Genomic DNA, 25,450 nt, shown 5'->3' with positions numbered 1-25,450 from the left:
TAGAGAGCATAAATTAGGAGGCAATTACAACATGAAAGTAGGACTTATTGGCTTAGGAAAAATGGGACTTAATCTAGGGAGAAATCTGATTGATCACAAGCATGAAGTGGTTGCTTATGATTTGAATGAAAGTGCAGTTTCGGAGATGAAAGACTACGGCGCAACAGGCGTTGCTTCTTATAAAGAGATGGTCGACTCCATGGAGACGCCAAGGGTCCTTTGGATCATGGTTCCTCACTCCGTAGTTGATGGTGTAATTGCTGACCTGATCCCGTTTTTATCTAAGGGTGATATTGTTATTGAAGCAGGAAATTCTCACTACAAAGAGTCCATTCGTCGTTACGAAGAGCTGAAAGAACATGGCATACATTTTATGGACGTAGGTACTTCTGGTGGTATGGAAGGTGCGCGTAACGGTGCATGTTATATGATCGGTGGAGACGAAGAAGCTTGGAGTATTGTAGAACCGGTATTTAAAGATACATCTGTGGAGAACGGATATCTATATGCAGGCAAAGCAGGTAGCGGTCACTTCTTAAAAATGGTTCACAACGGAATTGAGTACGGTATGATGGCTTCTATTGGGGAAGGGTTTGAAGTCCTTGAGAAAAGTGACTATGACTTTGACTATGAAAAAGTAGCTCGTGTATGGAACAATGGTTCTGTTATTCGTTCTTGGCTGATGGAACTTACAGAGCGTGCTTTCTCTAAAGATTCTAACCTGGATGAAATTCGCGGGGTTATGCATTCTTCTGGTGAAGGCAAATGGACAGTCGAGACTGCATTTGATTTGCAGGCGGCTACTCCGGTTATCGCGCTTTCTCTTCTTATGCGTTACCGTTCCCTTGAGAATGATACCTTTACAGGTAAAGTGGTAGCTGCACTACGTAACGAATTTGGCGGACACGCTGTTGAGAAGAAATAACAATAACAATTTTATTTGAGAAGAGAATTCCTTCGGGAGTTCTCTTTTTTTGTATATAGCATTCGAACCTGGATGACTTGAGGCTTGATCTTCTTTTTCTGGGTCAGGCTGCATACAGTAAAAAAGGAACCTCTCTCAAGGGAGGAATGCGAAGCATGGCATTCAAACGATCAAGGTGGAGAAAAAAACAGCGTCCGAAAACGGGGGGGCATTGGAAAAAGTGGGCCCTTATCATCGTGCTTGTCGTTGTGATTTTGACAGTGCAAACAGCTGCGTACATGGAGCGAAATCTGAAGCCGCCTATTATGCATCTTGCCAAGATTCGGGTCAAGCAGCTGGCTACAGAAGCGATTAACAAAGCGATAACGAGTCAAATTGCTGGAGGGAACCCATCTAATGATTTAATTGAGTGGAAAACCGATAGTAAGGGAAAAATCAGCGGTTTTATACTGAACTATGATGAGCACATGAGGATTACTTCGAATGCCTTGTCTGTCGTTCAGTCAACTTTGCAAGACATGAAAGCATTCAAGGACCATATTCCACTCGGGCAAGCACTGGGTAGTCCGTTATTATCTTCTTTTGGACCCCAAGTGCCCATTCGTATTGAGCCGCAAGGGGCTGTAAAAGTAGATCTCAGCACTAGGCAGCAAAACGCAGGGATCAATATGATTTTAGTAGAGGTGTACATTCATATCATTGCCGAGGTTGCAGTAGTCGTCCCACTCGATATGGAACCGGAAGTAGTGGATACGGAATTGCCGATCTCTTATCTGCTTGTTGTAGGGGATGTGCCTATGTATTATTACGATAATCAAGGGCGTCCTGTGGGAGAGAATGGTGCAAGTGCACCGAACATCGCCCTTCCATCTGTACCTTCTGGAACAGGATCACCTAATACAGGAGTAACGACACCCGATGTGGGTACAACCGTACCGAAGGAAGATGGAGGCAGTAATCTATACCTTGAAGAGCCAGCACCTCTTTTGCCTACAGGAAATGAGTGAGAATGTGTGTAGAGAACCTGATTCGTAGAAAAATGACTTGTACAGAGGACCACCATCAAACAGGGGTCTACCGTACAAGTCATTTGAAATAACTACGATGAAGTGTTCTTTTTCTTTTTAGATTTTAAAGCTTTACGTTCTTCATTCTCCCAATGCTTTAAAGAAGGATAGGGGTCAAAAGACCATTCTGTAAGGCCGGTATCCCGATAAATTCCGTAATGTAAATGAGGAGGGAATTTACCCTGAGTTCCCGGTTTACCATAGCCGGAGCTTCCTACCCAACCGATTGTTTGTCCGGGTGTAACAAGACTGCCTACATGCACGCCCTTATCGAAACCCGATAGATGTGCATAGTAGTGATAGTGGTTATCTAAGTCCCTAATCCCTACACGCCATCCTCCAAAAGGATTCCAGCCTTTGATCTCAATAATTCCATAGCAGGAACTTCTTACAGTCAGACCATGAGGAGCAAAAAGATCTGTCCCTTCATGAATTCGTCGGCCTCCCCAGCTGCGACTTGTTCCCCAAGTGCTGCGATAAGAGTAAACGGTGCCAAGGGGTAAAGGGAAAGCATGTTGGGTTAGATCAAGTTTATCAAAATGTTTGTAAATTCTTGCAAACTGCTGAATTCGCTGCACGGCTCTTGTGTTCTCGTAATAGTTCCACAATGAGATACCGATGTCATCTGCAGATAATCCATATTTGGAAGCAACATGAGCCATAGTGAAGAGTACATCCACATTGTTTTCGGGGTCTGCCATCTGATCGCCGGTTCCATCAAGACCAAGCCCTCCAAAGAGCGCAATAGATATAGGATCTTTATCCTGTTGATCCGGATTCAGAATTCCTGTCCAGCGACGGGGCTCAAAAAACACGCCAGTCAGTCGATCTTCGTGTGCCCGGTCCTTGGGATGAGCTGTTGTCATCGTTCGTTCGTACTGATCAATAGCTGCGAGATAATACCAGGGAACACCACTTACGGCACTAATTTGGTCATATAAGGTTCTGCGCTCTCTATAGATATCCTGTGCACTCGGCGGATTGACTGGTTTCTCTTCAGCCAGCGCAGTAACCGGTGCAAGAGAGGCAAAGAAAGAAAGTGTAAGTGTTACTTTCAAGCACAGAATGCGCCATTTTCGTTTTTTGTGTATCCGTATCAAGCGAGATCCTCCTCCTTTCTTCGTTTCAGCTCTAAGTTATATTTAGATTCACACAACAGCCTCTTTTTTATCCCTCTCTATAAAAAAAGAATCGTGTATTGGAAGAAGAAATGATAAGAAATGGAGGTTATTTCCATGACAAACGTGTTATAATGTGTCCGTGCGAATTTCCTAATACAACTCGATAAAGAAAGAAGGTACTTCCTTGGGAAGCAAAGTGAAAGAACCTAAACCAGAGTGGATTAAGATTAAATTGACCGCAGGCGAACATTATCAAGAAATTAAAACGATGATGCGCTCCAAAACGCTTCATACCGTCTGCGAGGAAGCACGTTGTCCTAATATTTATGAATGCTGGGCGAACCGCACAGCAACCTTTATGATTCTTGGAGATATATGTACGAGAGCCTGCCGGTTCTGCGCAGTAAATACCGGGTTACCTACAGAACTTGATTTAAAAGAACCAGAGCGTGTTGCAGAAGCTGCAGAACAAATGAATTTGCAGCACTGTGTAGTAACGAGTGTGGCGAGGGATGATCTCAAGGATGGAGGAGCATCTATCTTTGCAGAAACCATTAAAGCCATTCGTAGAAAGTTGCCCTTATGCAGTGTAGAGGTACTGATTCCCGACTTTATGGGCAATAAGGAAGCATTACAAATTGTAATGGATGCTAAACCGGATATTTTAAACCATAATATTGAAACGGTAGAACGTTTGTCTGACCAAGTTCGCGCCAAAGCAAAATACGAGCGATCCCTGGAGCTGTTACAAAGAGCGAAAGAAATGCAACCGGGTATTCCAACTAAATCCAGTATTATGCTTGGTCTTGGGGAAGAGTGGGAAGAGATTCTTCAAACGATGGATGATCTGAGAGCAGTGGATTGTAATATCATGACAATTGGTCAGTATCTACAGCCTTCGAACAAACATTTGTATGTTCAAAGGTATGTAACACCTGAAGAATTTGCGAAGCTTAAAGAGGAAGGCCTTGCGCATGGATTCAGCCATGTTGAGTCTGGACCGATGGTAAGAAGTTCATATCACGCACATGAGCAAGTAAAGTCTGCCGCGAATTCAAATTATGTAGTATAGTAGGTATAAGCCTTTGATACAGAAGAGGCGGTTCGGATAGAAGGGAAGGAAGACGGGTTTGATTCAGATCAGCGGCAAAACTTATGAAGTCTTGCAGGACTATAGAAACGGTTGGAATCCGGAAGCCTTTCGTGATCGGTATAGCGATGTCCTTGAACGATATGATTACATTATTGGGGATTGGGGCTATAATCAGCTGAGACTTAAAGGATTTTACCGAGAGAACCACCCGAAGGCGAATAAAGATACATCGATTACGGGAATGGTTGATTATATTAATGAATATTGTAACTTTGGTTGTGCGTATTTTGTGCTTCATAAGCAGAAGGAGCAAAAAGAATCGAAAGATTCTAAAGAGAAAGAATCCAGCGATTCTTCTCAGCCAAAGGAACTAAAAGAACCGAAAGAAGTAAAAGAACCAAAAGAATCAAAAGAAGTAAAAGAGGCTAAAGAGCCTAAAGAAGCTAGAGAACCTAGAGAACCTAGAGAACGCAAGCCTTCTAGGGAGAATAAAGAAAAAGAAGATACCATAACAAAAAGCGGATCCTGAAGAGGAGCCGCTTTTTGTTGTTTTTTAATCTAGAAAGGCTGTACGGACCCGATCCCAGAATGGGTAAGGGCGATATCTTGCAAAACTTACTTTCTGTCTGGAAACTTGACACCTTACAGATATAAGATCATCAATGGTCATATTGACATGATCAATGGTAAGTAGCAATCGTTGAGACTTTCTAGAAAATATATCACAATGATGGTGCTTAGGTAGTACTATGGGTGAACCGAGGGTACGATAAACCCGATTGTTAATTGAGGCGATTTCAGCAATTTGCATCGCTTCTATTGTAGGATGAACCATTGCGCCGCCTAAAGCTTTGTTGTAGGCCGTACTACCGGAAGGAGTGGATACACAAATTCCATCACCACGAAACATTTCAAAAGTAATGTCATTAATATCGACTTGTGCTACAACAGTACCATCGACACCTTTGAGGGTGAACTCATTCAGGGCAACCATAGAGGTTACACCTGACTTTCGGTGAATCTCAAGGTCTACTAGCGGGTACTCTACAATTCGTGGCTGCAATTGCTGGTTGGCATCTAGACCACTGCTCATAAGTCTAATGAGCTCATGAAGTTCATCAGCCTTCCAATCTGCGTAGAAACCGAGATGGCCCGTATGGACGCCGACAAAAGCAATATCTGGAATACGGTCTATAAACGTATGAAAAGCTTGAAGCATCGTTCCATCGCCGCCAATAGACACAACGATCTCAGGTGATTTGGCATCGAGTACAAAACCTTGCTCTTCTGCAAGCCTGTGAAACTGTTCAGCCAAATCCATAGATAAAGAGTCTCCTCTGTCCTGAACATAATATCTCAAGATGAAAGCTCCTTTGTAATGGGTATATCTTGATGATATCCAATTTTAGGACAGAAAACAATCGCAGCAACAGATCATGTTCATCTTTCCTTTAGCTACGAGGTCCTGTAGCAATATAACGCCGAATCCATACATAGGTAGTAGTCACCAGAACCAAAAATACGATGAAGACTAAGGCGAGTGCCAGTTGTAATGGGATCAGTTGTAGTCCGGTCAGGGGGAGAGAAGCAAGATCCGAAGGGTCAGATAGCTGCATCGAGCTCTGACTTTTCATAATTGGATTCCAGCATAAGAAAACAATTCCTGCTGCGAGCAAAGCGTGAACCGCTCTTGCCAACATAAAAGGGAGGTACCGAATAGGGGTGGAGTTCAAAATGCTCACAACCTGCGCATGAACAGATAGACCACCCCATGAAAGAATACATGCAGCAGCAGCGACTTTATACATAAGTGGCACCCCTTCTAGAGTTCCGGCATAGCGCGCGCCGAGCGTAACTTCAAATAACCCTCCGACCAGAGACTGAGACAATTCTTTAGGTAATCCGAAAAAATGAAGGACTTGTTCAAGGCTGGTATACATTCCGGTCATGAATCCTGCCTGCGTAAATAATTCAAGAATGACAGAAAAAAAGACGACAAGGCCGCCGACAACAATCATGAGCTGTAAAGAAGAGCTAATGGCTTGCTGGACAAGTTGTCCTAAGGAACGACCATCTTCCTCACGTGCGCGGTGCATTGCAAAAAATGCATTTTTTAAGCGATTACCTTCAGTATGCAATACCTCCGTTTCGGTGTCTTGGTGCTTCTTCTTACCATGAAAACGCATCATGAGTCCTACAATGAGTCCTGCTCCGTAATGAGCGATTGCCAGTATTCCTGCTACGGCAGGCAGTTGAAAGAAACCAACTGAGACTGCACCGATTAGAAAAATAGGATCAGACGTCGTTGTAAAGGCAACGAGGCGTTCCCCTTCTTCCCGTGTAATCTGTTTTTGTTCCCACAACTTGGCTGTCAGTTTAGCACCCACAGGATATCCTGAAGCATAACTAATGGCAGCCACAAAACCACCGGTTCCTGGAATACGAAATACGGGTCGCATAAATGGATGCAGGAGGGTGCCCATAAAATGAACAATACCCAGACCGAGCAAAAGTTCAGATATAACAAAGAAAGGAAATAAGGAAGGGAATAGTACTTCCCACCAAATGGATAGTCCGCGAACACCGGAATTCCATACGGATACAGGATAAATCACCATTAAAATGCATATACTAATCAGACCGAAGGTGATCATTAGAGGTAAGGCTAGACGTTTCATATGCAACCGTTCTCCCCTTTTTAGAAGCGTTCGCTTGATGTTGATAATATATGAGCCCAAGTGGACAAACAGGACAAAAAAATAAGTAAGCGTTTCCAAAAAAGCTGTAATTTAAGGAAATCTATGCTAATATAAATAGTAAATAAAGAAATAGATCAAAAGTCCTTTTTTGAAACGCCTAGTTTCTAAAATTTGATGGATGGAGTGGTGTCATGATGGGAGTAATTGCAGGGGTGCTCGTCTGCGCTATTGTGTATGTGATGCGGGAAGCTCATACCCATCCGGGTGAAGAAGACTGGCGCAGTTATTAATGGATAAGTGAAAGTATAGACCAAAATGTAAGAATAGCTGAAGTAAGACAAGAGTCCTAGAAAGGTAGGAGCTCTTGTCTTTTTTTGTTATACTATAGCGGTAACTTCAGCTTGAGAAAGAAGGCGAGAAAATGGATGCAAATAAAACGCTATATGAGAATTTAGGCGGGGCTGAGGGTGTGAGAGCACTAGTGGAGGCTTTTTATCCAAAGGTGCAAAAAAATGAACTTCTATCTCCGCTCTTCCCAGAGGATATAACGCCTGTTATGGATAAGCAGTATATGTTTTTGAGTCAGTTTTTTGGCGGTCCGTCCTTGTATTCTGATGCAAACGGTCACCCGATGATGAGAGCAAGGCATTTACCTTTTCCTGTCACAGAAGAGCGGGCTCAGGCGTGGTTGTCCTGTATGTATGAGGCATTAAAAGAAATGGATCTACCGGAATCTGTGGTTGATTTTACGATTCAAAGATTATCTGGTCCTGCATATCATTTTATAAATACACCTTCTTGAGCGACGGCGAGGGATAAGAAAAAATGCACTGGTATAAACACCGGTGCATTTCTTTTATAAATTAGGCTCTTAGCCGCTGATCGGCAAGTAGGTAATCCTGATCGTTATCGAGCAAGGTGACCTTGTTTTTGCAGCATGGAAAGACAAGCAGATGTTTCTTACCATCGTGTATTAAAGGCAATTCTTTGGGTTTTAAGGGGAGCAGAACATTCTCTGCCTGACAAAACGGACATTGCTGTACGTAAATATCACCCATTACAATATCATAGGGCCAGGTGTTTTCAAAAGGTATCATACGCTCTTATCCTTGTCCTTATCTGTGTTGGTAGTGGAGTTCTCCTCGGTACTTGGAGTTGACTCTTCTTTAGCAAGTTCAGCAAGCTTTTGCATGAGAATATGCTGCGGCATATGCATGAGATGCTCAATCGGAACACCCAGTTTTTTGGATAATGTAACTGCAGTCTCGGCGGAGATCTGTAAAGGTCTCATCTATGTTTCCTCCTGATCTGATATATAGGTTATAAGGTAATGAATGGAATCACATCTAACAAAAATTCTGATATAGTATTAGTTATACACCCTGAGCACTCGTTGTTCAAACCTGTTTCACAATGACTTTTCTTAAAATAAATAGAAGAGGTGGCGAATGTATGAATACAACACTGCGTCAAACATGGGATTTAGAATCAATTTTTAGCGGAGGCTCCTCATCGGAAACCTTTGCTGCTTATCTTAAACAACTAGAGCAGGACATTGCAACCCTAAATGCAGAAGTGACAGACGCAAAAGTTCCTGCAACACTCGAAGATACATATGCTTACGATGGGATTATTGAACAGCTTCAGGATACCATTGGACGTTTGTCGGAGGGTTCCGCCTTTGTATCATGTCTTGGAGCGGAAAATCAAGATGATAAAAAAGCGGTACAGCTTACAGGTAAAATTACTTCTTTACACGCTCAATTATCTAATGTAAAAACTCGATTTGATAGCTTGCTGCAACAAACGGAAGATAAGCTATGGGCCGAGTGGATTAAACGCGCAGAAGTAGAGCCGATTTCCTTTGTAATGAATGAGAGCCGTCAGAATGCTAAAGAGAAAATGGCCCCTGAATTGGAAAGTTTGGCGCTAGATCTTGCTGTGGACGGATATCATGGTTGGGGGGACTTTTACGATACGATCGTGAGTAAGGTGCGGGTCCCTTTTGAAGAGAACGGGGAAACGACTTATTTGTCCGCGGGTCAAGCAGCAAACAAAATGCAACATCCAGATCGTGCAGTACGTGAAGCTATGCTCGTGAATTGGGAAAAAGCTTGGAGCGATGCTGCAGATTACTGTGCAGATACCCTTAACCACTTAGGTGGTTTCCGCCTGAAACTGTATGAGAGAAGAGGATGGGACTCTGTACTCAAAGAGCCGCTTGGCATAAACCGCATGTCTGAGGACACGCTGGATGCAATGTGGAATGTGATTACCCGTGCGAAACCAGTGCTTGTAAAGTATCTTGAGCGCAAGGCAGAGCTTCTTGGAGTAGAACGTTTATCCTGGGCAGATGTATCCGCACCCATTGGACAATCTGCAGGAACGATTTCATATGATGCTGCTGCAGAAAGTATCGTTTCTCAGTTCCGTAAATTTAGCCCGCGTATGGCAGATTTTGCCCAAATGGCCTTTGACAAACATTGGATTGAGGTGGAAGATCGTCCAGGTAAACGTCCAGGTGGATTCTGTACTTCCCTTCCGGTTAGTAAAGAGACACGTATTTTTATGACATACGCCGGGACAGCATCTAACGTATCAACACTGGCGCACGAGCTAGGCCATGGTTACCACCAACATGTGATGGATGATATGGAAATACTGAATCAAAGCTATGCAATGAACGTAGCAGAAACGGCTTCCACCTTTGCTGAATTAATCGTGGCAGATGCCCTGATCAAAGAAGCAGACGAGAAAGAGAAGCTCGCCTTGCTGGAAGAGAAAATTCAAAATACGGTAGCTTTTTTCATGAATATCCATGCTCGGTTCCTATTTGAGACACGTTTCTATGAGAAACGTAAAGAAGGTCTCCTGAGTGGAGATGATCTGTCTGAACTCATGGAAGAAGCACAACGGGAAGCGTTCTGTGATTCTCTTGGATCGTATCATCCTACTTTCTGGGCATCTAAACTTCATTTTTATATTACGGGCGTTCCTTTTTACAACTTCCCTTATACTTTCGGCTTCATGTTCAGTACAGGAATTTATGCGCAGGCTCAAAAAGAAGGCGCGACTTTTGCTGAAAAATATGACAACTTATTGCGGGATACAGGGCGTATGACGGTGGAAGAACTTGCAGAGAAACATCTTGGTACAGATGTAACGAAACCAGAATTCTGGCAAGGGGCTGCCGATCTATGTATCGCGGATATTGAGCAATTTTTACGTATGACAGAAAGCCAGAAATAACAACATTTATATAGGACCTCGGCAATGATGCTGGGGTTCTTTTTTGTAGGTATTTGAAAATAAAAAGGTGTTTTAGGTGTCGAATTATGACAAAAATGAAGAGGAAAACAATAAAATATGCGCAAATGTTAGTAAATTTTACCTAATTTGAATTAATTTTGTTGTATATTAGAAAAATTTGTCATATACTGAGTCATAAGCCCTAAGTTTATGGGCTAAAAGTATAAGAGGATGGATGGTGTATATGGTCTCAATTGATCAACTTTCTCTACCTAGACAATTAGATATTGTCTTTAGAGAACTTGATGAAGAGCTCGCGGGGCTTGATTCAGGAATTGTTTTTGTACAAATCCGAAATAATGTAATAGGTAAATTCGGAATTAGACATTATCCTGTTCCTATGAAAAAAGGGATCGAAAGTTCCATAAACGGACTTACTGACTCCCAGAGATCTTCTTTCCGGCTGATGGCCTTAGAATCATTAAAGTTAAAAAGACACTGGACACATGGGGAGATCACATATGATTTCGCCGTTAGAAATGGAATGATTGTTGTAGATTCAACCTTAGAATCCAATTATAACTTAGCTAGCTTGATGATCCGTTATCCACGGAATACATACACCGATGTAAATGTAGGTCCATCTTAACAAGAACAAAGCGGTCCTCTCCAAGGAGAAGACCGCTTTGTTTAACCTGCTTAGGCTCCATTCTTGGAACCTAGCTAGATTTATGAGAAAATAACGACGTTATTGACGACCAGACAATTGTTGTTCAGCCAATTGTACCAGACGTTTTGTGATATAACCTCCGAGAGAACCAGTCTCACGGGAAGTGTAGTTACCGTAGTAACCATCTTGTGGGATTGTTACTCCAAGCTCTTGTGCTGCCTCCATTTTCAGTTGTTGGAGAGCTGCAGTTGCTTGAGGAACGACAAGGGTGTTAGAGCTTCTTCCTGCCATGTGTTGTCACCTCCTTTTCCTTTGTGAGTTTAGTATGGTTTTAGAGAGAGAAAATATACTCAAAAAAGAAGAAGGTAACAAGTGGAAAAAAGAGAGGGGGTAAATAGAGGTTCATTCCCGAAAAAAGGCCTTTTTAGATACAAAAAATAGACAGCTGAATCAGCTGTCTATTCGTTTCACCATATTATTCTTCTACCGAAGAAGGTTGCACAATTTCGATCTGAGTAAGAAGTTCAACGGTCTGACCTGGCTCCATATGAATTAAGCCGGTAAACTCAGCATCTTTCTCGATATTTGGCGCATCGGGTAACCAAGTGTAAGGTTCGATACATAGATAATCACTGCTCTCTCCTTTGGTAAACAACACCCAGTGCAGAAAAGTATCATTACTCGCTTTATATTTAATGGTGTAACCATCATTACGTTGTAGATAAGCGGTATCTTGTTCACGGTTTGATCTGAAAATTGTATCCAGATTCTGTCCAGCCATATTAATTCCATGTGGCAAATTAGATAATGTGCCTAGATTCTCAAACTCACCTGTTGGCAGTAAATCTTCGTTAATAGGATAAATCCCATTCACTGGAAGTGAAATATTCCAGCGTTCTGGCTCACCATCTAGCAGGAACCAAGTGTGATAACCCATTCCAAATGGGGCTGCATAATCTCCTTGGTGAGTAACACGAAGTTGCTGTGTCAAAGTAGAACCTTGCAGTCTAAACGTCATTGAAAAAGTCATAGGAACAGGGAAATGTTTCATCCAAAGTTCGTCTTCTTCTGTTTTCCATTCTGTTGTTACGGTGCACCCATCTTCATCTTCTTCAATGTCACTTACACACCAAGGCTGAGTACGATGGAGACCATGAATATGATTATTATTTACGGAATTTTGAGCAAATTGATACTCATGACCTTCATATTCAAAGTGACCCAGGTGAATACGCCCTGGTGGTATCAGCATCGGAACTCCAAAGTGGTACGGTTTCTGAAGGTAAAAGGCGAGATCTTGTTCGTCAGGTTTGCGAACGACTTCGCGATTTTGAATGCGATCATAAATGGATATAATGTTGTTACCGAGGCGGGGTAGCAGGGTGACTTCAAGATCACGGCTGTGTAAAGTATAGGTATCATAGCCGTTCCAAAGCCCTTTGGTCACTTGTTTCATTTTTTTTGCTCCTTTTCCCACGAAAGATCTTAAGCATGTTACACGTAAGTCTATCATAACAGATAATCGTCCTTGTGGTGGAAAAGCACGTGGATTTTTGAAATGAAAATAATGTAATCTTTGGATGTCGGATTTCATTGTTGACATTAGAACTTTAACCTGATTATGATAAGGCAATAATATAATTAATAATCGTTGATAGGGACAAGTAAGCTTAGTGATGGCAACTTTGCAGAAAGCCGGTGGTTGATGTGAACCGGTGTTGCGTACTTTGACTGAATGGACCCTGGAGAGCCCAGCCTAACGAGAAGTTCATTCTTCTTCAGTATGCTAGGACGAGTATTCCGCGTTAAGGAATATAAGGTTGCCCTTGTCTTTTTGTATTAAGAACATTGGCAGCGAATTAGGGTGGCACCACGGTCTCACGTCCCTTGCATGGGATGTGGGGCCTTTTTGTATTTTGTTTAAAGAATGAAGGAAACAATAGGAGGAATAAAGAATGAAAACAGTATTTTCGGGAATCCAACCCAGCGGAAAACTAACCCTCGGTAACTATATTGGGGCCATGAAAAATTTTGTGAAGTTACAGCATGAATATAACTGTAATTTTGTTGTAGTAGACCTACATGCGATCACCGTTACACAAGATCCAGCTGCACTACGTGAGCAATCCAAGGACGTAGCTGCCTTATATATCGCGGCGGGAATTGATCCAAGTAAAGCAAATGTATTCATACAGTCTCATGTTCCTCAGCACGCAGAGCTCGGATGGATGCTGACTACATTGACAGCGATGGGTGAACTTGAACGTATGACACAATTTAAAGATAAATCAGAAGGCAAAGATTCGGTTGGTGCGGGCCTTTTTGTATACCCTTCGCTGATGGCAGCTGATATTCTTCTCTACAACGCGGATCTTGTCCCGGTCGGAGATGACCAAAAGCAACACATTGAACTTACGAGAGATTTGGCACAGCGTTTTAACCATCGATATGGTGAATTCTTCACAATCCCAGAAATTTATACTCCGAAAGTGGGAGCACGGGTCATGTCACTGGATGACGCATCCAAAAAAATGAGTAAGAGTAATCCGAATCCAGGAAGTTACATCTCCCTTCTTGATTCTCCAAAAGATATTCGCAAAAAAATTAGCCGTGCGACCACGGACTCAGATAGTGTAGTCCGGTTCGATCCTGCGAACAAACCGGAAATCAGTAATTTGATGAGCATTTACAGCGAATGTTCCGGTCTCTCCCTGCAAGAGATTGAAAAGCAGTATGAAGGTCAAATGTACGGCGCTTTCAAAAAGGAACTTGCGGAAGTTGTTCTTTCTGTAATTGAACCGATGCAGGAGAGATTCCGTGAAATTCGTGAATCAGACGAACTCATGCGTATCCTGAATGAATCTGCAGAACGGGCGAGAGACACCGCTTCAGCTAATCTTTCAGAAGTGAAAAAGCGTATGGGATTTGTTCTATAATAATTAGTGCTGGTTTGCTCCAGAACGGTTGCGTTTCGCTTTAATAACGAATCCCCAGCCAATGTTGCCAATGGACAAGATACAAAATAAAAGAGCGAGCCATAGTGAGTGGGTAAGCATGATCGCTGTGACCATAAGAAGTAATATAGAAGAAGCGGCAAACCAAAGAGACAGACCTTTACTCATGTGAAAGTACCTCCAAAAAATATTTTTTTAAAAAGAGAATAGCTTTTCGAGAGAGAGCCATAATAATCTTGCAAGCTTGCAACAGCACATATAACGCGCGAGAAGCGAAAGGAGATTACACACATGGCATCAGGATCTCGTTCTAACAATTTGGTAGTTCCACAAGCGAACGCTGCACTTCAACAACTTAAAATGGAAGCTGCTCAAGAGCTGGGCGTAACAATTCCGGCAGACGGTTACTACGGTAACTACACTTCCCGTGAAACAGGTTCGCTGGGTGGTTATATCACAAAACGTCTCGTACAATTGGCTGAACAACAATTGGCTGGTCGCAGCAACTAGTTTCAAATAACAATCACATTAGTGGGCCTGACGGTATTTATACCGTTCAGGCTTTTTGCATTGTCTATGTAGCTGATTTTGCATGAAAGCGGTATATTCCGTCAAGCACGAAAAACGGCCCCAGAGGGCCGTTCATTATGGTGAGATTATATATGTGAGCCAAGAGAGAGCTTTTTCTCCATTTTGTCTTCACTAAGCCATCCGACATAAGTGCTGATAGGCTCATAATTTTTATCCATTACCATACAGGCAACAAACGGGTACTGTTTGCGGTGACGATATCTTACATCTCCCCATCTAACGATGTAGCCAAAACTTAATTCTTCTACCTCCGCAACTGCGAAGGAAGTGAAATAGAGGAATGCTTGAATGTCTGGATGGGATTTAGAAACTTCAACAGCCGGATGATCGGAAGAAACAGCATGCTTGCTCCAGACGAGTGTATGTCCATCCAGTTTTCCGATTTCATAACTTCCATCCTGATGTGCCTTAACTACATGCCAGCGATTTAAATGAATGGTAGGGATTACATAATATTTATCTTCGGGCACTTGAGAGGTATCCATCCTTCTTACCTGCTTTGTTCTAGTATAATGGACCAGAGTTCGCCAGATGTAATACAGAGCCAAGAACGAATACAAAACAATAAAGGTCGGAGCAGGATCAAAAATACCCAATAACCAAATCAAGATCGCTACTACATGAGTTACAAAAAGAACAGGGTCAAAAATATGAATGATGTTCCATGAGATCCACTTTTCTGTAAAAGGACGCATAGCCTGGGTTCCGTACGTGTTAAATACATCGGTAAATACGTGAACACATACGGCTATTCCTGTCCAAAGAGCGACATGTAGAATCGGTATGTCTCGAAACATCAAGCCAATAACCGCGGTAATCAACACAGTCCATATAAAGAGAAAGGGAATGGAGTGAGTAATGCCACGATGATTCCTTATATAGGAAGCATTATTCTTTTTTATTCGAAGTACCGTATCAATATCTGGGGCTTGTGAGCCCACAACGGTTCCAATCATGACGGCAATGGCCAGTTCCGGATTTGAGGCCACGACAGGATCTACGAAGCTAAGGCCTGCGAGACCGAAGCCCATAACAAAATGTGTAGCTGTATCCATGTAGGTACTCTCCTTTTTTATCTATACAAATAATGGAATTTATTCTAATGTTAAAGAAAGTTTCTAAATTATTTAATGCCCTAAACGGGAAAGCTGTATTCAATAGGTCAAATGGATTGTTCGTTATTTTGCCATAACTGAGCATGATATTCAAATAACTTACCTCACATGCGAAGAATTTGTCATATCCTATTCATATTTGAATGATCTTTGTCAAAGACTTTCGCATTTTGTTATGATAAAATTTATATCGGAGGCAATAATAACTTCCTCCACAAGAGACGTTTACCGTAAGGAGGATTTACAAAGCGTGAATAATAGATATCAGGCCTCTTCCGATACTGCAGCTATTCCTGCGCGGCAAACTCCGCCGCAAGAATCTGCGACATGGAAAGATTTTATTGTATTGACGAAACCGGGTATCCTGCGGACTAACCTTATTGCCGCTTTTGGTGGTTTTTGGCTTGGTTCACAATGGGATGTTGATTATTTGAAAATGATTATTACCATGATTGGAACGATGCTCGTAATGGCTTCTTCCTGCGTGTTTAATAACTATTTTGACCGTGAGCTAGATAAGAAAATGGAACGCACTCGTAATCGCGCACTACCCACTGGGAAACTTAGCCCGAAGGTAGTGCTTACGTATGCTGTCAGCTTAGGCATCCTTGGACTCGTTGTTTTATTTGCCTTTTCCGGCTGGCTAGCAGGAGTACTTGGCATTTTTGGAATGTTTATTTACGTCATTATCTACACATTATGGCTTAAACGTTCTTCTACTTGGAGTACATCCATAGGTGGGTTCTCCGGTGCGGTACCTCCCGTTATCGGATATGTAGCTGCATCGGGTTCACTTGACCTTGGTGCGTTACTTCTATGTGCCTTGTTATTTTTGTGGCAACCTCCACATTTCTGGGCACTCGCAATTCGCAAGGTAGAAGATTACCGAGCTGCTGGATATCCATTGCTTCCTGTAGTAAAAGGGATTGAAAGAACGAAAATTCAGATGATTCCTTATCTGATCCTGCTTGTTCCTGTACCGATACTCATGTATGTGTACAATTATACAGGCATCGTATTTATGGTAGTTACCCTCATTTTATCGTTGGTTTGGTTATTTTATGGCTTCCAGGGTTTCAAGGCAAAAGACACGGATGCTTGGGCCAAAAAAATGTTTTTCTTCTCCATTAATTATTTAACCATCAGCTTTATCCTTATGATCCTAGATACGGTTCATAAATAAGTCTGATACAATTCAAAAAGACGATATGCACTTAATTACACCAAGGAACTTTGGATTAATCATGAAATGAAAAGGAGACCCACTCCATCTCGGAAAGGGCCTCCTCCTTTTTTACCCTTTCAGCTTCAAAAATGTTACATAGTTTATGAATATTGTCAGTTACATACACTCAAATCATGGCCTCACTCATCACCATACACTTTTTAGGAGAGGGAGCGGATTTTCTTGATTTTCAAAAAATACATATGGACTTGGATTTTACTGTTGATAGCAGCAATTATGGCAGGTTATCTCATTTATAATGCGCTTGATTTTGGTACAGAGAAGTACCCGGAGTTAGGAAAAGTAGAATCGTTCACGATGGAGAATATTGATGGAAGTAATGTTTCTCTGGAAGACACCGAAGGAAAAACGCGTCTGTTTTATTTTTTCTTCACAAGTTGCCCTGATGTATGTCCGGTTACGACGTTTAGCATGTCTCAGATACAAGATTTATTAAAGGAAGATGGAACGTTTGGAAAGGATGCTTCCTTTGTCTCCATTACATTTGATCCAAAAGTAGATACGAAAGAAGCAATCAAAGAATTTGCAGATCGTTTCAAAGCGGATTATTCAGGCTGGTATTTCCTAAGAGGAGATGCGGAGGAGACGAAGCGACTAGCAAGAGAATCTTTCAAGATTCTCATTGAGGGAGATAAGGCGGATAATTTCGTACATGCTAATCTTATCGCGCTTGTAGATAAAGATAACAATATCCGCAAAATTTACAACGCCTCGGATGCAGAAGAAGCAGCACCAGATATTATTGCAAGAGATGTAAGAAACATTGTAAGAGAATAATTATTGTTGATCTCAAAATAAAAAGCTGTGTCCTTAGAGGGCACAGCTTTTTATTTTCACTCACTGATAAATAGGCTGCTCATGTTCGGATAAATAATGTAGTTAGAGAGGCCGGCTTTTTCTAGCTGAGCTATGAGATATTCATCCGGCGTACCTTCAACCCCTGCATAGCCACGTCTTGTATATATATGTTCTGCATCTGGAAAGGTGTCTCTGAGTACACCCCTGATGCGTTTGCCAGAGCTGTCGTTGTCCATAAACAGATAAACCTCATCAGATCTAATTTGCTTACGTAGAGTTTCCAGTTTAACGCTGTTTAGCGTACCATACGTACATAAAATAGAAATTTCGGGTTGTAACAGCCGGCGGAGTTTACTGCGATCATTTTTTCCTTCAACAATGACATGAATCGGCATCGTGTGCTTCACCTCTTGTTCATTTAGCATATGGACTCGAAATTCCCCGGGAAATGTTTATGTTCTATTTTATCGCATAGAAAGAATTTAATGCAAAATGGCCAGCCCGCTTTAGACTGACCATGTAGCCTAGATATGTTTTGGTTCACGTGTAATAGTTGAGGTACGAACTTGTTTGGAAAAAGGTAGAAATAGTAGACCAAGCATGAGAACAAGGAAAGCAAGGAAGTATGGGGACACACCCATACGAATTTGTGCGGCAACGATGGGACCCGCAAAAGAACCTAATGAAGTAGCGATAGATTGTATGGAGAAAATACGACCCAGTCTAACTCCACCGCTTAACTGTACAAACATGGAGGCAAGGGCCGGGAAAATAATCCCTTTAGATGTACCAAGGATATAAAGTACGAGCCACAAAGGCAGTTCGGGTACAGATGCAAGGAGAAAGAAACTAACTGCCATAAGTAAGACGCCTCCGGCAAGACGGAGTTTAGGCGAATACCGATTGAGGAATAGCAAACTTAATGTGCTGAGTGCGCCTAAACTAATGATGGAGAATAACAGCCCTGTTGATAATATGGAAGCAGAACCGCTACCACGAAGAGGAAGTTCGAAGAACAGAACCCCTTGTGCGCATGCGATCGTCAGTGGTAAAACAAAGTATCGCCAGGAGATGGGAAGGAAACGGCCTTCCATAACGGGAATCGCTTTTGTGTTCTGAATATCGGCCGCTTTTATGGACGGTATGGTGAAAAAGGCCATGAGTCCAGTCACAATCAGCAGAATGCCGAGACTCTGGAAAGCGCCTGAGAATCCGATGCCTGCAACAATGAAGGCCCCAGCTGCTGGAGAGACTACAGAAGCCAAGGTATGCACCACACCGTGACCAGACATATATTTCCCTTGAGTCGTCGGGTCGGAGGACAGCTGAGCCAGCAAGGTCATACAGGCTGGTGAAAGGAAGGCAAGAACAAATCCGCTGAGCGCGCGCAAGATTAGCAACTGCCAGGGGGTATCCACATACGCTTGAAGCAAGAGTAGAACTCCCGCGGTAGTCAGACTGAAAATAATATAACGTTTACTTCCATGCTTATCAATTTTTGTTCCAGCGATGAGATTCCCTGGAAGGTGGGTTAAAGAATAAATGCCCATCATCCACCCAATGAAGGTTGGGGCAGCACCTAAGGAAATGGCAAAAGGCGTGAGGATCGGATATTGCGCATGCAAATCAAAGAACGCTAAAAATAGAAACAAATAAAGCCAAATGGCCGTTTTCAAGGAAACAGCACCTCCTATTTCAATTCATAAGCGAGTGTATCGTATGATATACTTGTACGCCTGATTGGACAGTCTTATACCGTTTTTTTACGTGAACAGGGGCTTAGCTGACAGCGGTATCGGTAATCATGTATAATATTCGGGAACTCAAGTGAACTGAGTTCGGGAGGTGGTTGATCACATGGATTTGGAAGTATGGAAAGAGTTTGTGCAGCAAAATTGGTTAGTGATTATTGTGGCTTTAATTTTGTTGTTCATCGTCGTTAATGTGTTGAAGACGGTTCTCAAGTGGGCTATCGTTCTTATCATTGTGGCAGCACTGCTCATATACAGTGGCGTTTCATTGGATCAGATCAAAAACGTAGTGACTGATGTAGGCTCCTCTACGGTGGAAACGGTAAAAGTAGAAGTACAAGAATTGATGCAGAAAGAAGCAGAACAAGCAACGTATGTTCTTCATGAGGATGGATCTTTTACGATTACGAGTCCGAATGTAGAAGTTACAGGAACCCAAGGGAAAGACAAAGTGAAGGTGAGCCTGCGCGGTGTGTCTGTAGGTGAGTGGAGTGTAACTAATGCGGCTGTCAAACAATATATAGAAACGGCACGCAACTAAATCAAGATTAGCATAAGTAATGAGTAAAACAGGGGTGAATACATGTTCGAATCATGGATTGATAGCATATTGAACGGAAATGTGATCACACTTGTTCTGTTGGTCATTCTCCTTGTGTCACTGATACAGGGATTTACGAGAGGAGCCTCCCGCTCGGCGGGGACGCTTGTGAACTTAGTTACGGAAGGGATGTTTACCGTCATTGGTCTCGTTGGGGCCTTTCTTCTCTCGATGCGTTTGTCTCCGATCGTTCAAACTTGGCTATCACAATATAGCGAGAATATACCCAATCGCGATTTGAAAGTATGGGAACAAGTTTACTATACCGTCCTTACGGGGCTAACTGACTTTCCGCTGATGCGGTTTGCCGTACTCTTCATGATCAGTTATTCAGTTATACGTTTTGTACTTTCACTGCTTGGTGGTGTACTATCCGCATTGGGACTAGGTAAGCCAAATGCCAGATCTCGCAAGGAACCTGGGATTTTTAGTCGCTTGCTGGGTGCCGGATTTGGGGTTGTTGTCGGCGCTGCGAGAAGTATTTTGGTGATTGCACTGCTCTTTATAGTGGTGAGCCTGTATCCAGGCAGTTCTTTTAGCAATTATGTTGAATCTTCACCCATGTATCAGCAGGGCGCCAAAAAAGTAATTGAACCGATTTCGGGGAACCTGATCAAGGATCGACTTCCTGTCATTACTCAAGCTGCAAAGGACGAACTAACTGGCATCATGCAGCGAAGATATGAAGTCATTGATCGGAATATTCCGCAGGATATAGAGGGAGCAGCTGCCAAGGTAACAGAAAATGCGGGCACTGATGAAGAAAAGGCAAAGGCGCTCTATCAATGGATAGGTACCCGGGTTGAGTATGACTACGGAAAAGTAGATGATTATGAGCAAAGAGGCATCTGGAACGAACAGACACCTCAAGATACGTTCCTAACGATGAAAGGTGTATGTATTGATTATGCACGGCTGTATGCAGTCATGGCCCGATCGGAAGGTCTGGACGTAAGGGTTATAACAGGACTCGGATATAACGGACAAGGCGGATACGGTGCTCATGCATGGAATGAAGTGTATTTGAGTGAAAAAGATAAGTGGGTTCCTCTCGATCCGACCTGGGCAAATAGCGGGAATTGGTTTAATCCACCGAACTTCTATGATACCCATATCAAAGATCAGTCGGTGTAGTGCACTTGCTAGGCCGCAGTTAGAAAGGATAGTTGAGGAATGAGTAAAGAGGCAATAGATCCATATATGGAACAAGAGATTGCAAAGGAAAAAAGTTTTACTTTCCGATTAAATATCTTTTTTTTAGCTACATTTTTGATTTTTGGTGTACTGATCGTAAGACTCGCTTATTTGCAGTTGGTTCAAGGACCAACCTTGAAGAAAGAAGAAGCAAGCATCGCAACGAAAAGTGTATCAATTCCGCCGATTCGCGGTACGATATTTGACTCAACGGGTGAGAATCGGATTGCCTATTCGACCTCAACTCAGTCTTTGTATATGAGTCTAGATAAAAACTACACACTTGAAGAGAACAAAGCTGAACTGAAGGAATTAATATCGAATATCAAGAAAGTTTTTGATCAATATGGAGATCCGGAAAAAGCAATGACAGAGCAGGAAATTGAGACTGCCCTTGATATTTCCTATCGCAAAAATTACGGGTACACTCCGAGAAGGATTAAAACCGATCTAACAGATAAAGAAATAGCCTATTTTCTTGCTCATAAGGATGAGTTTCCGAATGTAGAAGTCGTGGAAGAAAACATTAGGCACTATGACGAGGATACAGTAGCAGTACAAACGGTAGGGTATATGAAGCCGTTTAGTTCGGTCATTGATCCTGATTATGGACTTGAGTATTATTTGAAGGCCAAAGAAGAAAAAGATCCTACACTGCAATATCTGGATCAGGAAGAAGTGGGATACGATGGTGTAGAGCTGATGTTCCAGGAAGAACTAAGAGGGACGAAAGGTCTTAAGACTTTCCCGGTTAATTCACAGAATCAGATCTCTGGTGAGGCAGAACTTACACCTCCTGAGAAAGGGAATAACGTGTGGTTGTCCATTAACAAGGAGGTACAGCTAGCAACGGAACAGGCGATTATGGATCAGCTTGAATATTTGCAAACGACAAGCAATCCTTCCGTGAGTGCGCCAAATGCCAAGACAGGATTTGCAGTAGCGATGGAAGTGGACACAGGACAGATTGTAGCGATGGCAAGTATGCCGGATTATGATTCGAACGTATGGACAGAAGGAAGCAAATCTCAAGAAGAGATTGATGCGATTGCTCCTTTTTCCTCCAATGGGACCATCCGTGAAGTATATCAGTCGTATGGCAACAAAGAAGAGAGTTATAAACATCCTTCTTCGACAGTATTATTGGGTTCAGTCATTAAGCCATTGTCTGTTTTGATTGGATTGCAAGAAGACTTGTTTACGACCTCCACATTATATAATGATCAAGGCGTAGGCAAGTTTGGTAAAAAAGGGTATGAGTCGTCCGTCAGAAACTCAGGAAATCACAGTTACGGTTTGATTGACCCGGCTTCTGCAATTGAACATTCCTCTAATGCATTTATGGTGGAGATGGTCGGTAACAAACTATATGAGAAATATGGAGCAGAAGGCGTTGACGTATGGGATCGGTATATGAAGGAATTTGGTCTAGGTGTATCGACTGAGAGTGGTTTACCTAATGAACAGTCCGGTCTGAGAGAATATGTTAATGAGGCGAAGAACAGCAGCTCGCAGTCAGCACTAGCGTATGCTTCTTTTGGACAGCAAGGAAAATATACTACGCTCCAGCTTGCTCAGTATACGGCGATGCTTGCCAATGAGGGGAAACGTCTGAAACCGCAAATCGCCAGCAAAATTACAGATGTAGAAGGCAATGTGGTCAAAGAATTCGGAGCAGAAATTTTGAATACAGTCGAATTTGATTCTACCTTTTGGGATGAAATAAAAAGCGGTATGAACAGTAATGCTCAAGGGTTTGAAGGATTTCCTTACGATTATGCCCGTAAAACCGGAACATCCGAGCAAAGTGTTGGTGGTGTAACGGTAGAGAACGGCGTGTTTATTACGTTTGCACCGAGAGATAATCCGAAGCTTGCGATTGCTGTTGTTGTGCCGGAAGGGAAATTCGGATCGAACAGTGCAGCTCCAATAGCACGTAAAATCTATGATGCTTATGATCAATATATTGGCTTAGACGGAACACCGAAGCTTGAGAAATCCCAAGATCAGAGTGAAACTTCAGAGTAAAGTGTGGATTCATATGAAATAGATCTCTTCTATAATAGCATGGCAATAACAGCGTGTACCTCTTTCAGAGGACCGCTGTTTTGTCGTCTTATGACGAAATTGTCACCAGCAGAAGAGAAATTAGGATAGCAGTTGTGGTAGAATAAAAAGACATCAAGGTGATAGAAAATAAAGTGAGGTATGGTATGACGCAGCAGCAAAATCACGAAAAGGAAGAACTATCCAACAAGCGCCGGTTTAGTTTTCGTCTAAACTTTTTCTTCTTTAGCTCTTTTATTATATTTTCGATCATTATTATACGGCTTGCCGTGCTTCAATTTGTCGAAGGACCCGAACTAGCACAGCAGGAAAGCGGTAGTGTAACCAAAAATATTCCTTTACTTCCCGTCAGGGGTTCGATTTTGGATGCTACAGGTGAGGTGAAACTTGCTTATTCGGAACCAATTCAGTCCCTCTATATTACCCTCTATAAAAATTATAGTGAGCCAACGGATGGATCGGTGAATAAGAACCGAGCAGAAGCACGGGAAATGGCGGAAAGACTTGCAGAAGTTTTTGAAGAATACAAAGATCCGAACGCGGAAACGATGACGGCAGATGACATTGAAAAAGCAATGGATCTTAATTATCGTCAGACGCATGGATATACGCCAAGGCTAATTAAGAGCAATTTATCGGAAAAGGAAATCGCTTATTTTATGCAGCATAAGAAAGATTTCCCTGGAGTTACTGTAATTGAAGAAACGGTAAGAAAATATGATGAGGATTCTGTTGCTGTTCAGGCAATTGGATACCTTAAGACATTTAAGACGTCCAAGACTTTGGAAAAATACAAAGAAATTGATGAGACCAATAAAGATCAGACCGATCCAGGACTTGTCTATTCTGAACTGGAATCGGTTGGTGCAGATGGTCTTGAAATGCAATACCAGGATGAACTTCGTGGTAAAGCAGGTTACAGTCAAATTCCAATCAATCCGTTAAATCTTCCAGAAGAAGGTACGGTCATTCAACCGCCAGAAAAAGGTCATGATCTTGTTTCTTCGATCAACAAAGAGATACAGGTGGAAACCGAACAGGCCATTCTGGATCAGCTTGATTGGCTTCATCGCAATCCTGTATCAGGTAGGTTGCATCCTAATGCGAAAACTGGCTATGCCGTAGCGATGGAAGTGGATACGGGGAACATTATCTCGATGGCTAGCATGCCGGATTACGATCCGAATGCAGAATGGGATTACGATAAAATTAAATACATCTACCGAAACGGAACGACAGAATCTTTCCCGCCAGATGATTCGAGAAGACGTATGGAATCAACGGTTCTTTTAGGTTCTACAATTAAACCGCTCACTGTTCTAATTGGTCTGAAAGAAGGGTTATTTAGTACCAGTACCCCTTATCAAGATCAGGGATATGCAACGATTGGTAGAGAAAATAGAAGGATCAGCAACTCACAAGGTCATGTATACGGACTCTTGTATCCAGATACTGCAATTAAGAACTCTTCGAATGCCTTCATGGTCGACATGATCGGTAAAAGATTGTATCAGAAATATCAGAGTGAGCCAAATCAAGGTCTGGATGTATGGGACAAATACATGAAAGAATTTGGTCTTGGGGTAGAGACCGGAGTGGATCTGCCGCGTGAATTTAAGGGGCAGATTGAATATTTGCAAGAAAACCAAACGGCGTTAACTGGCCTTGCGTATGCATCCTTTGGACAGCAAGGGAAGTATACGACCATGCAGCTTGCTCAATTTACAACGATGCTCGCTAACAAAGGGAAAAGGCTAGAACCACATCTCATCAAAGAAATTCGAGATTCCGAAGGTAACGTAGTGAAGAAAATTGAGCCTAAAGTGCTCAATGAAGTGGATTTTGCTGATGAACATTGGAGAACTGTACACCGTGGAATGTCCACGAGTGTAGATATGGCCTTTTCTGGTTTCCCTTATGACTTTGCTCGGAAAACAGGGACCTCTCAGCAGGATATTTACTACGAGGGAACGAAAACTCGGATTGATAACGGTGTGTTTATTGCCTTTGCACCGCGAGAAAATCCGAAACTGGCTGTAGCTGTAGTTATACCGGAAGGTGGATTTGGTTCGAGCAGTGCAGCACCTATTGCCCGCAAAATTTTTGATGCTTATGACAGAGTATATGGTTTGGATGGTGTTCCTAAAGGGAACAAGCAAGACGATACCGATACTTCACAAAATGAATAGATTTCTCTTTGAAACAGGCGTCTGTTGCAGAAATGCAAAAGGCGTCTTCTTTTTTGCAACTACGTGGTAAATGTTGGTATAATTAGAACATATGTACATACTGAGTTGTAGCTACGGAGG

The 25,450-nt window shown here is 42.4% G+C and carries 26 protein-coding genes and 1 other annotated feature; of the genes, 15 read left to right on the top strand and 11 right to left on the bottom strand.

All coding sequences use genetic code 11. The annotated features are described in order from the left end of the window. The first annotated feature begins 31 nt into the window (after window positions 1-31). Window positions 32-925 (top strand): phosphogluconate dehydrogenase (NAD(+)-dependent, decarboxylating), encoded by an 894-nt coding sequence (gnd, locus tag KFT32_RS07755; RefSeq protein WP_211746567.1) that lies wholly within the window; start codon window positions 32-34, stop codon window positions 923-925. A gap of 155 nt (window positions 926-1,080) precedes the next feature. Beyond that, a complete protein-coding gene (gene yunB / locus KFT32_RS07750) occupies window positions 1,081-1,932 on the top strand; it encodes a sporulation protein YunB (protein WP_211746566.1) in 852 nt (283 codons plus the stop codon). A gap of 92 nt (window positions 1,933-2,024) precedes the next feature. Here the strand turns inward: yunB and KFT32_RS07745 are convergent, their stop codons facing one another. Further along, the gene (locus tag KFT32_RS07745) at window positions 2,025-3,092 is read right to left on the bottom strand and encodes a M23 family metallopeptidase (RefSeq protein WP_249435717.1); all 1,068 of its coding nucleotides are present in this window, start codon (window positions 3,090-3,092) and stop codon (window positions 2,025-2,027) included. A 205-nt stretch (window positions 3,093-3,297) separates the two neighbouring features. On the opposite strand from KFT32_RS07745, the gene lipA reads away from it, so the two are divergent. Then, entirely contained in the window at window positions 3,298-4,185 is an 888-nt protein-coding gene (lipA, locus tag KFT32_RS07740; protein ID WP_211746565.1) for a lipoyl synthase, read from the top strand. A gap of 58 nt (window positions 4,186-4,243) precedes the next feature. Further along, window positions 4,244-4,735, top strand: a complete 492-nt coding sequence (locus tag KFT32_RS07735) for a YutD family protein (protein WP_211746564.1) — start codon at window positions 4,244-4,246, stop codon at window positions 4,733-4,735. Window positions 4,736-4,759: 24 nt separating this feature from the next. Here KFT32_RS07735 and KFT32_RS07730 read toward each other — a convergent pair whose 3' ends face one another. Both KFT32_RS07730 and ylbJ read right to left on the bottom strand, forming a co-directional pair. Next, window positions 4,760-5,566, bottom strand: a complete 807-nt coding sequence (locus KFT32_RS07730; protein WP_211746563.1) for an NAD kinase — start codon at window positions 5,564-5,566, stop codon at window positions 4,760-4,762. Between the two features lie 91 nt (window positions 5,567-5,657). Then, window positions 5,658-6,884, bottom strand: a complete 1,227-nt coding sequence (ylbJ, locus tag KFT32_RS07725; protein WP_211746562.1) for a sporulation integral membrane protein YlbJ — start codon at window positions 6,882-6,884, stop codon at window positions 5,658-5,660. 442 nt (window positions 6,885-7,326) lie between these two features. Between ylbJ and KFT32_RS07720 the strand changes: the two genes are divergently transcribed. Continuing rightward, the gene (locus KFT32_RS07720) at window positions 7,327-7,707 is read left to right on the top strand and encodes a globin domain-containing protein (RefSeq protein ID WP_211746561.1); all 381 of its coding nucleotides are present in this window, start codon (window positions 7,327-7,329) and stop codon (window positions 7,705-7,707) included. Window positions 7,708-7,768: 61 nt separating this feature from the next. On the opposite strand, the gene KFT32_RS07715 is transcribed toward KFT32_RS07720, so the two are convergent. Together KFT32_RS07715 and KFT32_RS07710 are read right to left on the bottom strand one after the other, a co-directional pair. Then, window positions 7,769-8,002 (bottom strand): hypothetical protein, encoded by a 234-nt coding sequence (locus KFT32_RS07715; RefSeq protein ID WP_211746560.1) that lies wholly within the window; start codon window positions 8,000-8,002, stop codon window positions 7,769-7,771. Beyond that, window positions 7,999-8,196 carry a YycC family protein gene (locus KFT32_RS07710; RefSeq protein WP_211746559.1) on the bottom strand — a complete coding sequence of 66 codons (198 nt, stop codon included), beginning with the start codon at window positions 8,194-8,196 and terminating at the stop codon, window positions 7,999-8,001. The genes KFT32_RS07715 and KFT32_RS07710 overlap by 4 nt, the downstream gene beginning before the upstream one ends. 161 nt (window positions 8,197-8,357) lie before the next feature. On the opposite strand from KFT32_RS07710, the gene KFT32_RS07705 reads away from it, so the two are divergent. Further along, window positions 8,358-10,154: a M3 family oligoendopeptidase gene (locus KFT32_RS07705; RefSeq protein ID WP_211746558.1), complete on the top strand. Its 1,797-nt coding sequence runs from the start codon at window positions 8,358-8,360 to the stop codon at window positions 10,152-10,154. Between the two features lie 244 nt (window positions 10,155-10,398). Continuing rightward, entirely contained in the window at window positions 10,399-10,803 is a 405-nt protein-coding gene (locus tag KFT32_RS07700; protein WP_211746557.1) for an O-methyltransferase, read from the top strand. A 99-nt stretch (window positions 10,804-10,902) separates the two neighbouring features. Here KFT32_RS07700 and KFT32_RS07695 read toward each other — a convergent pair whose 3' ends face one another. Beyond that, window positions 10,903-11,115: an alpha/beta-type small acid-soluble spore protein gene (locus KFT32_RS07695; RefSeq protein ID WP_211746556.1), complete on the bottom strand. Its 213-nt coding sequence runs from the start codon at window positions 11,113-11,115 to the stop codon at window positions 10,903-10,905. Between the two features lie 184 nt (window positions 11,116-11,299). Next, a complete protein-coding gene (locus KFT32_RS07690; protein WP_211746555.1) occupies window positions 11,300-12,280 on the bottom strand; it encodes an aldose 1-epimerase in 981 nt (326 codons plus the stop codon). A 186-nt stretch (window positions 12,281-12,466) separates the two neighbouring features. Next, window positions 12,467-12,715, top strand: a binding site (T-box leader). Between the two features lie 64 nt (window positions 12,716-12,779). On the opposite strand from KFT32_RS07690, the gene trpS reads away from it, so the two are divergent. Beyond that, on the top strand, window positions 12,780-13,760 hold the full coding sequence (gene trpS, locus KFT32_RS07685; protein ID WP_211746554.1) for a tryptophan--tRNA ligase: 981 nt from the start codon (window positions 12,780-12,782) through the stop codon (window positions 13,758-13,760). Window positions 13,761-13,763: 3 nt separating this feature from the next. Here trpS and KFT32_RS07680 read toward each other — a convergent pair whose 3' ends face one another. After that, window positions 13,764-13,946 (bottom strand): hypothetical protein, encoded by a 183-nt coding sequence (locus tag KFT32_RS07680; protein WP_211746553.1) that lies wholly within the window; start codon window positions 13,944-13,946, stop codon window positions 13,764-13,766. Between the two features lie 123 nt (window positions 13,947-14,069). On the opposite strand from KFT32_RS07680, the gene KFT32_RS07675 reads away from it, so the two are divergent. After that, complete coding sequence (locus tag KFT32_RS07675; protein ID WP_211746552.1) at window positions 14,070-14,288, top strand: alpha/beta-type small acid-soluble spore protein; 219 nt, start codon at window positions 14,070-14,072, stop codon at window positions 14,286-14,288. A gap of 146 nt (window positions 14,289-14,434) precedes the next feature. Here KFT32_RS07675 and KFT32_RS07670 read toward each other — a convergent pair whose 3' ends face one another. Continuing rightward, window positions 14,435-15,424 (bottom strand): metal-dependent hydrolase, encoded by a 990-nt coding sequence (locus KFT32_RS07670; RefSeq protein WP_211746551.1) that lies wholly within the window; start codon window positions 15,422-15,424, stop codon window positions 14,435-14,437. 310 nt (window positions 15,425-15,734) lie between these two features. Here KFT32_RS07670 and cyoE point away from each other — a divergent pair, with 310 nt between their 5' ends. Next, window positions 15,735-16,667, top strand: coding sequence for a heme o synthase (gene cyoE, locus KFT32_RS07665; RefSeq protein WP_349304879.1), 933 nt, complete (start codon window positions 15,735-15,737; stop codon window positions 16,665-16,667). Between the two features lie 225 nt (window positions 16,668-16,892). Continuing rightward, complete coding sequence (locus KFT32_RS07660) at window positions 16,893-17,507, top strand: SCO family protein (protein WP_349304878.1); 615 nt, start codon at window positions 16,893-16,895, stop codon at window positions 17,505-17,507. 56 nt (window positions 17,508-17,563) lie between these two features. Here the strand turns inward: KFT32_RS07660 and KFT32_RS07655 are convergent, their stop codons facing one another. Together KFT32_RS07655 and KFT32_RS07650 are read right to left on the bottom strand one after the other, a co-directional pair. Further along, on the bottom strand, window positions 17,564-17,923 hold the full coding sequence (locus KFT32_RS07655; protein ID WP_211746602.1) for a toprim domain-containing protein: 360 nt from the start codon (window positions 17,921-17,923) through the stop codon (window positions 17,564-17,566). Between the two features lie 129 nt (window positions 17,924-18,052). Next, entirely contained in the window at window positions 18,053-19,204 is a 1,152-nt protein-coding gene (locus tag KFT32_RS07650) for an MFS transporter (protein WP_211746549.1), read from the bottom strand. A gap of 181 nt (window positions 19,205-19,385) precedes the next feature. Here KFT32_RS07650 and KFT32_RS07645 point away from each other — a divergent pair, with 181 nt between their 5' ends. The 4 genes from KFT32_RS07645 to KFT32_RS07630 all read left to right on the top strand — a co-directional run bounded on the left by KFT32_RS07645 (window position 19,386) and on the right by KFT32_RS07630 (window position 25,330). Next, complete coding sequence (locus KFT32_RS07645; RefSeq protein WP_211746548.1) at window positions 19,386-19,820, top strand: hypothetical protein; 435 nt, start codon at window positions 19,386-19,388, stop codon at window positions 19,818-19,820. Window positions 19,821-19,862: 42 nt separating this feature from the next. Then, window positions 19,863-21,014 carry a transglutaminase domain-containing protein gene (locus KFT32_RS07640; protein WP_211746547.1) on the top strand — a complete coding sequence of 384 codons (1,152 nt, stop codon included), beginning with the start codon at window positions 19,863-19,865 and terminating at the stop codon, window positions 21,012-21,014. Between the two features lie 39 nt (window positions 21,015-21,053). Continuing rightward, a complete protein-coding gene (locus KFT32_RS07635; protein WP_211746546.1) occupies window positions 21,054-23,102 on the top strand; it encodes a peptidoglycan D,D-transpeptidase FtsI family protein in 2,049 nt (682 codons plus the stop codon). 185 nt (window positions 23,103-23,287) lie between these two features. Then, window positions 23,288-25,330 carry a peptidoglycan D,D-transpeptidase FtsI family protein gene (locus tag KFT32_RS07630; protein ID WP_211746545.1) on the top strand — a complete coding sequence of 681 codons (2,043 nt, stop codon included), beginning with the start codon at window positions 23,288-23,290 and terminating at the stop codon, window positions 25,328-25,330. The last annotated feature ends 120 nt before the right edge of the window (window positions 25,331-25,450 follow it).

Source organism: Paenibacillus sp. Marseille-Q4541 (assembly GCF_018310695.1).
Lineage (GTDB): Bacteria > Bacillota > Bacilli > Paenibacillales > Paenibacillaceae > Paenibacillus.
Note: the sequence above shows the minus strand (reverse complement) of the source record. Positions and strands in the feature narration are given on the sequence as shown.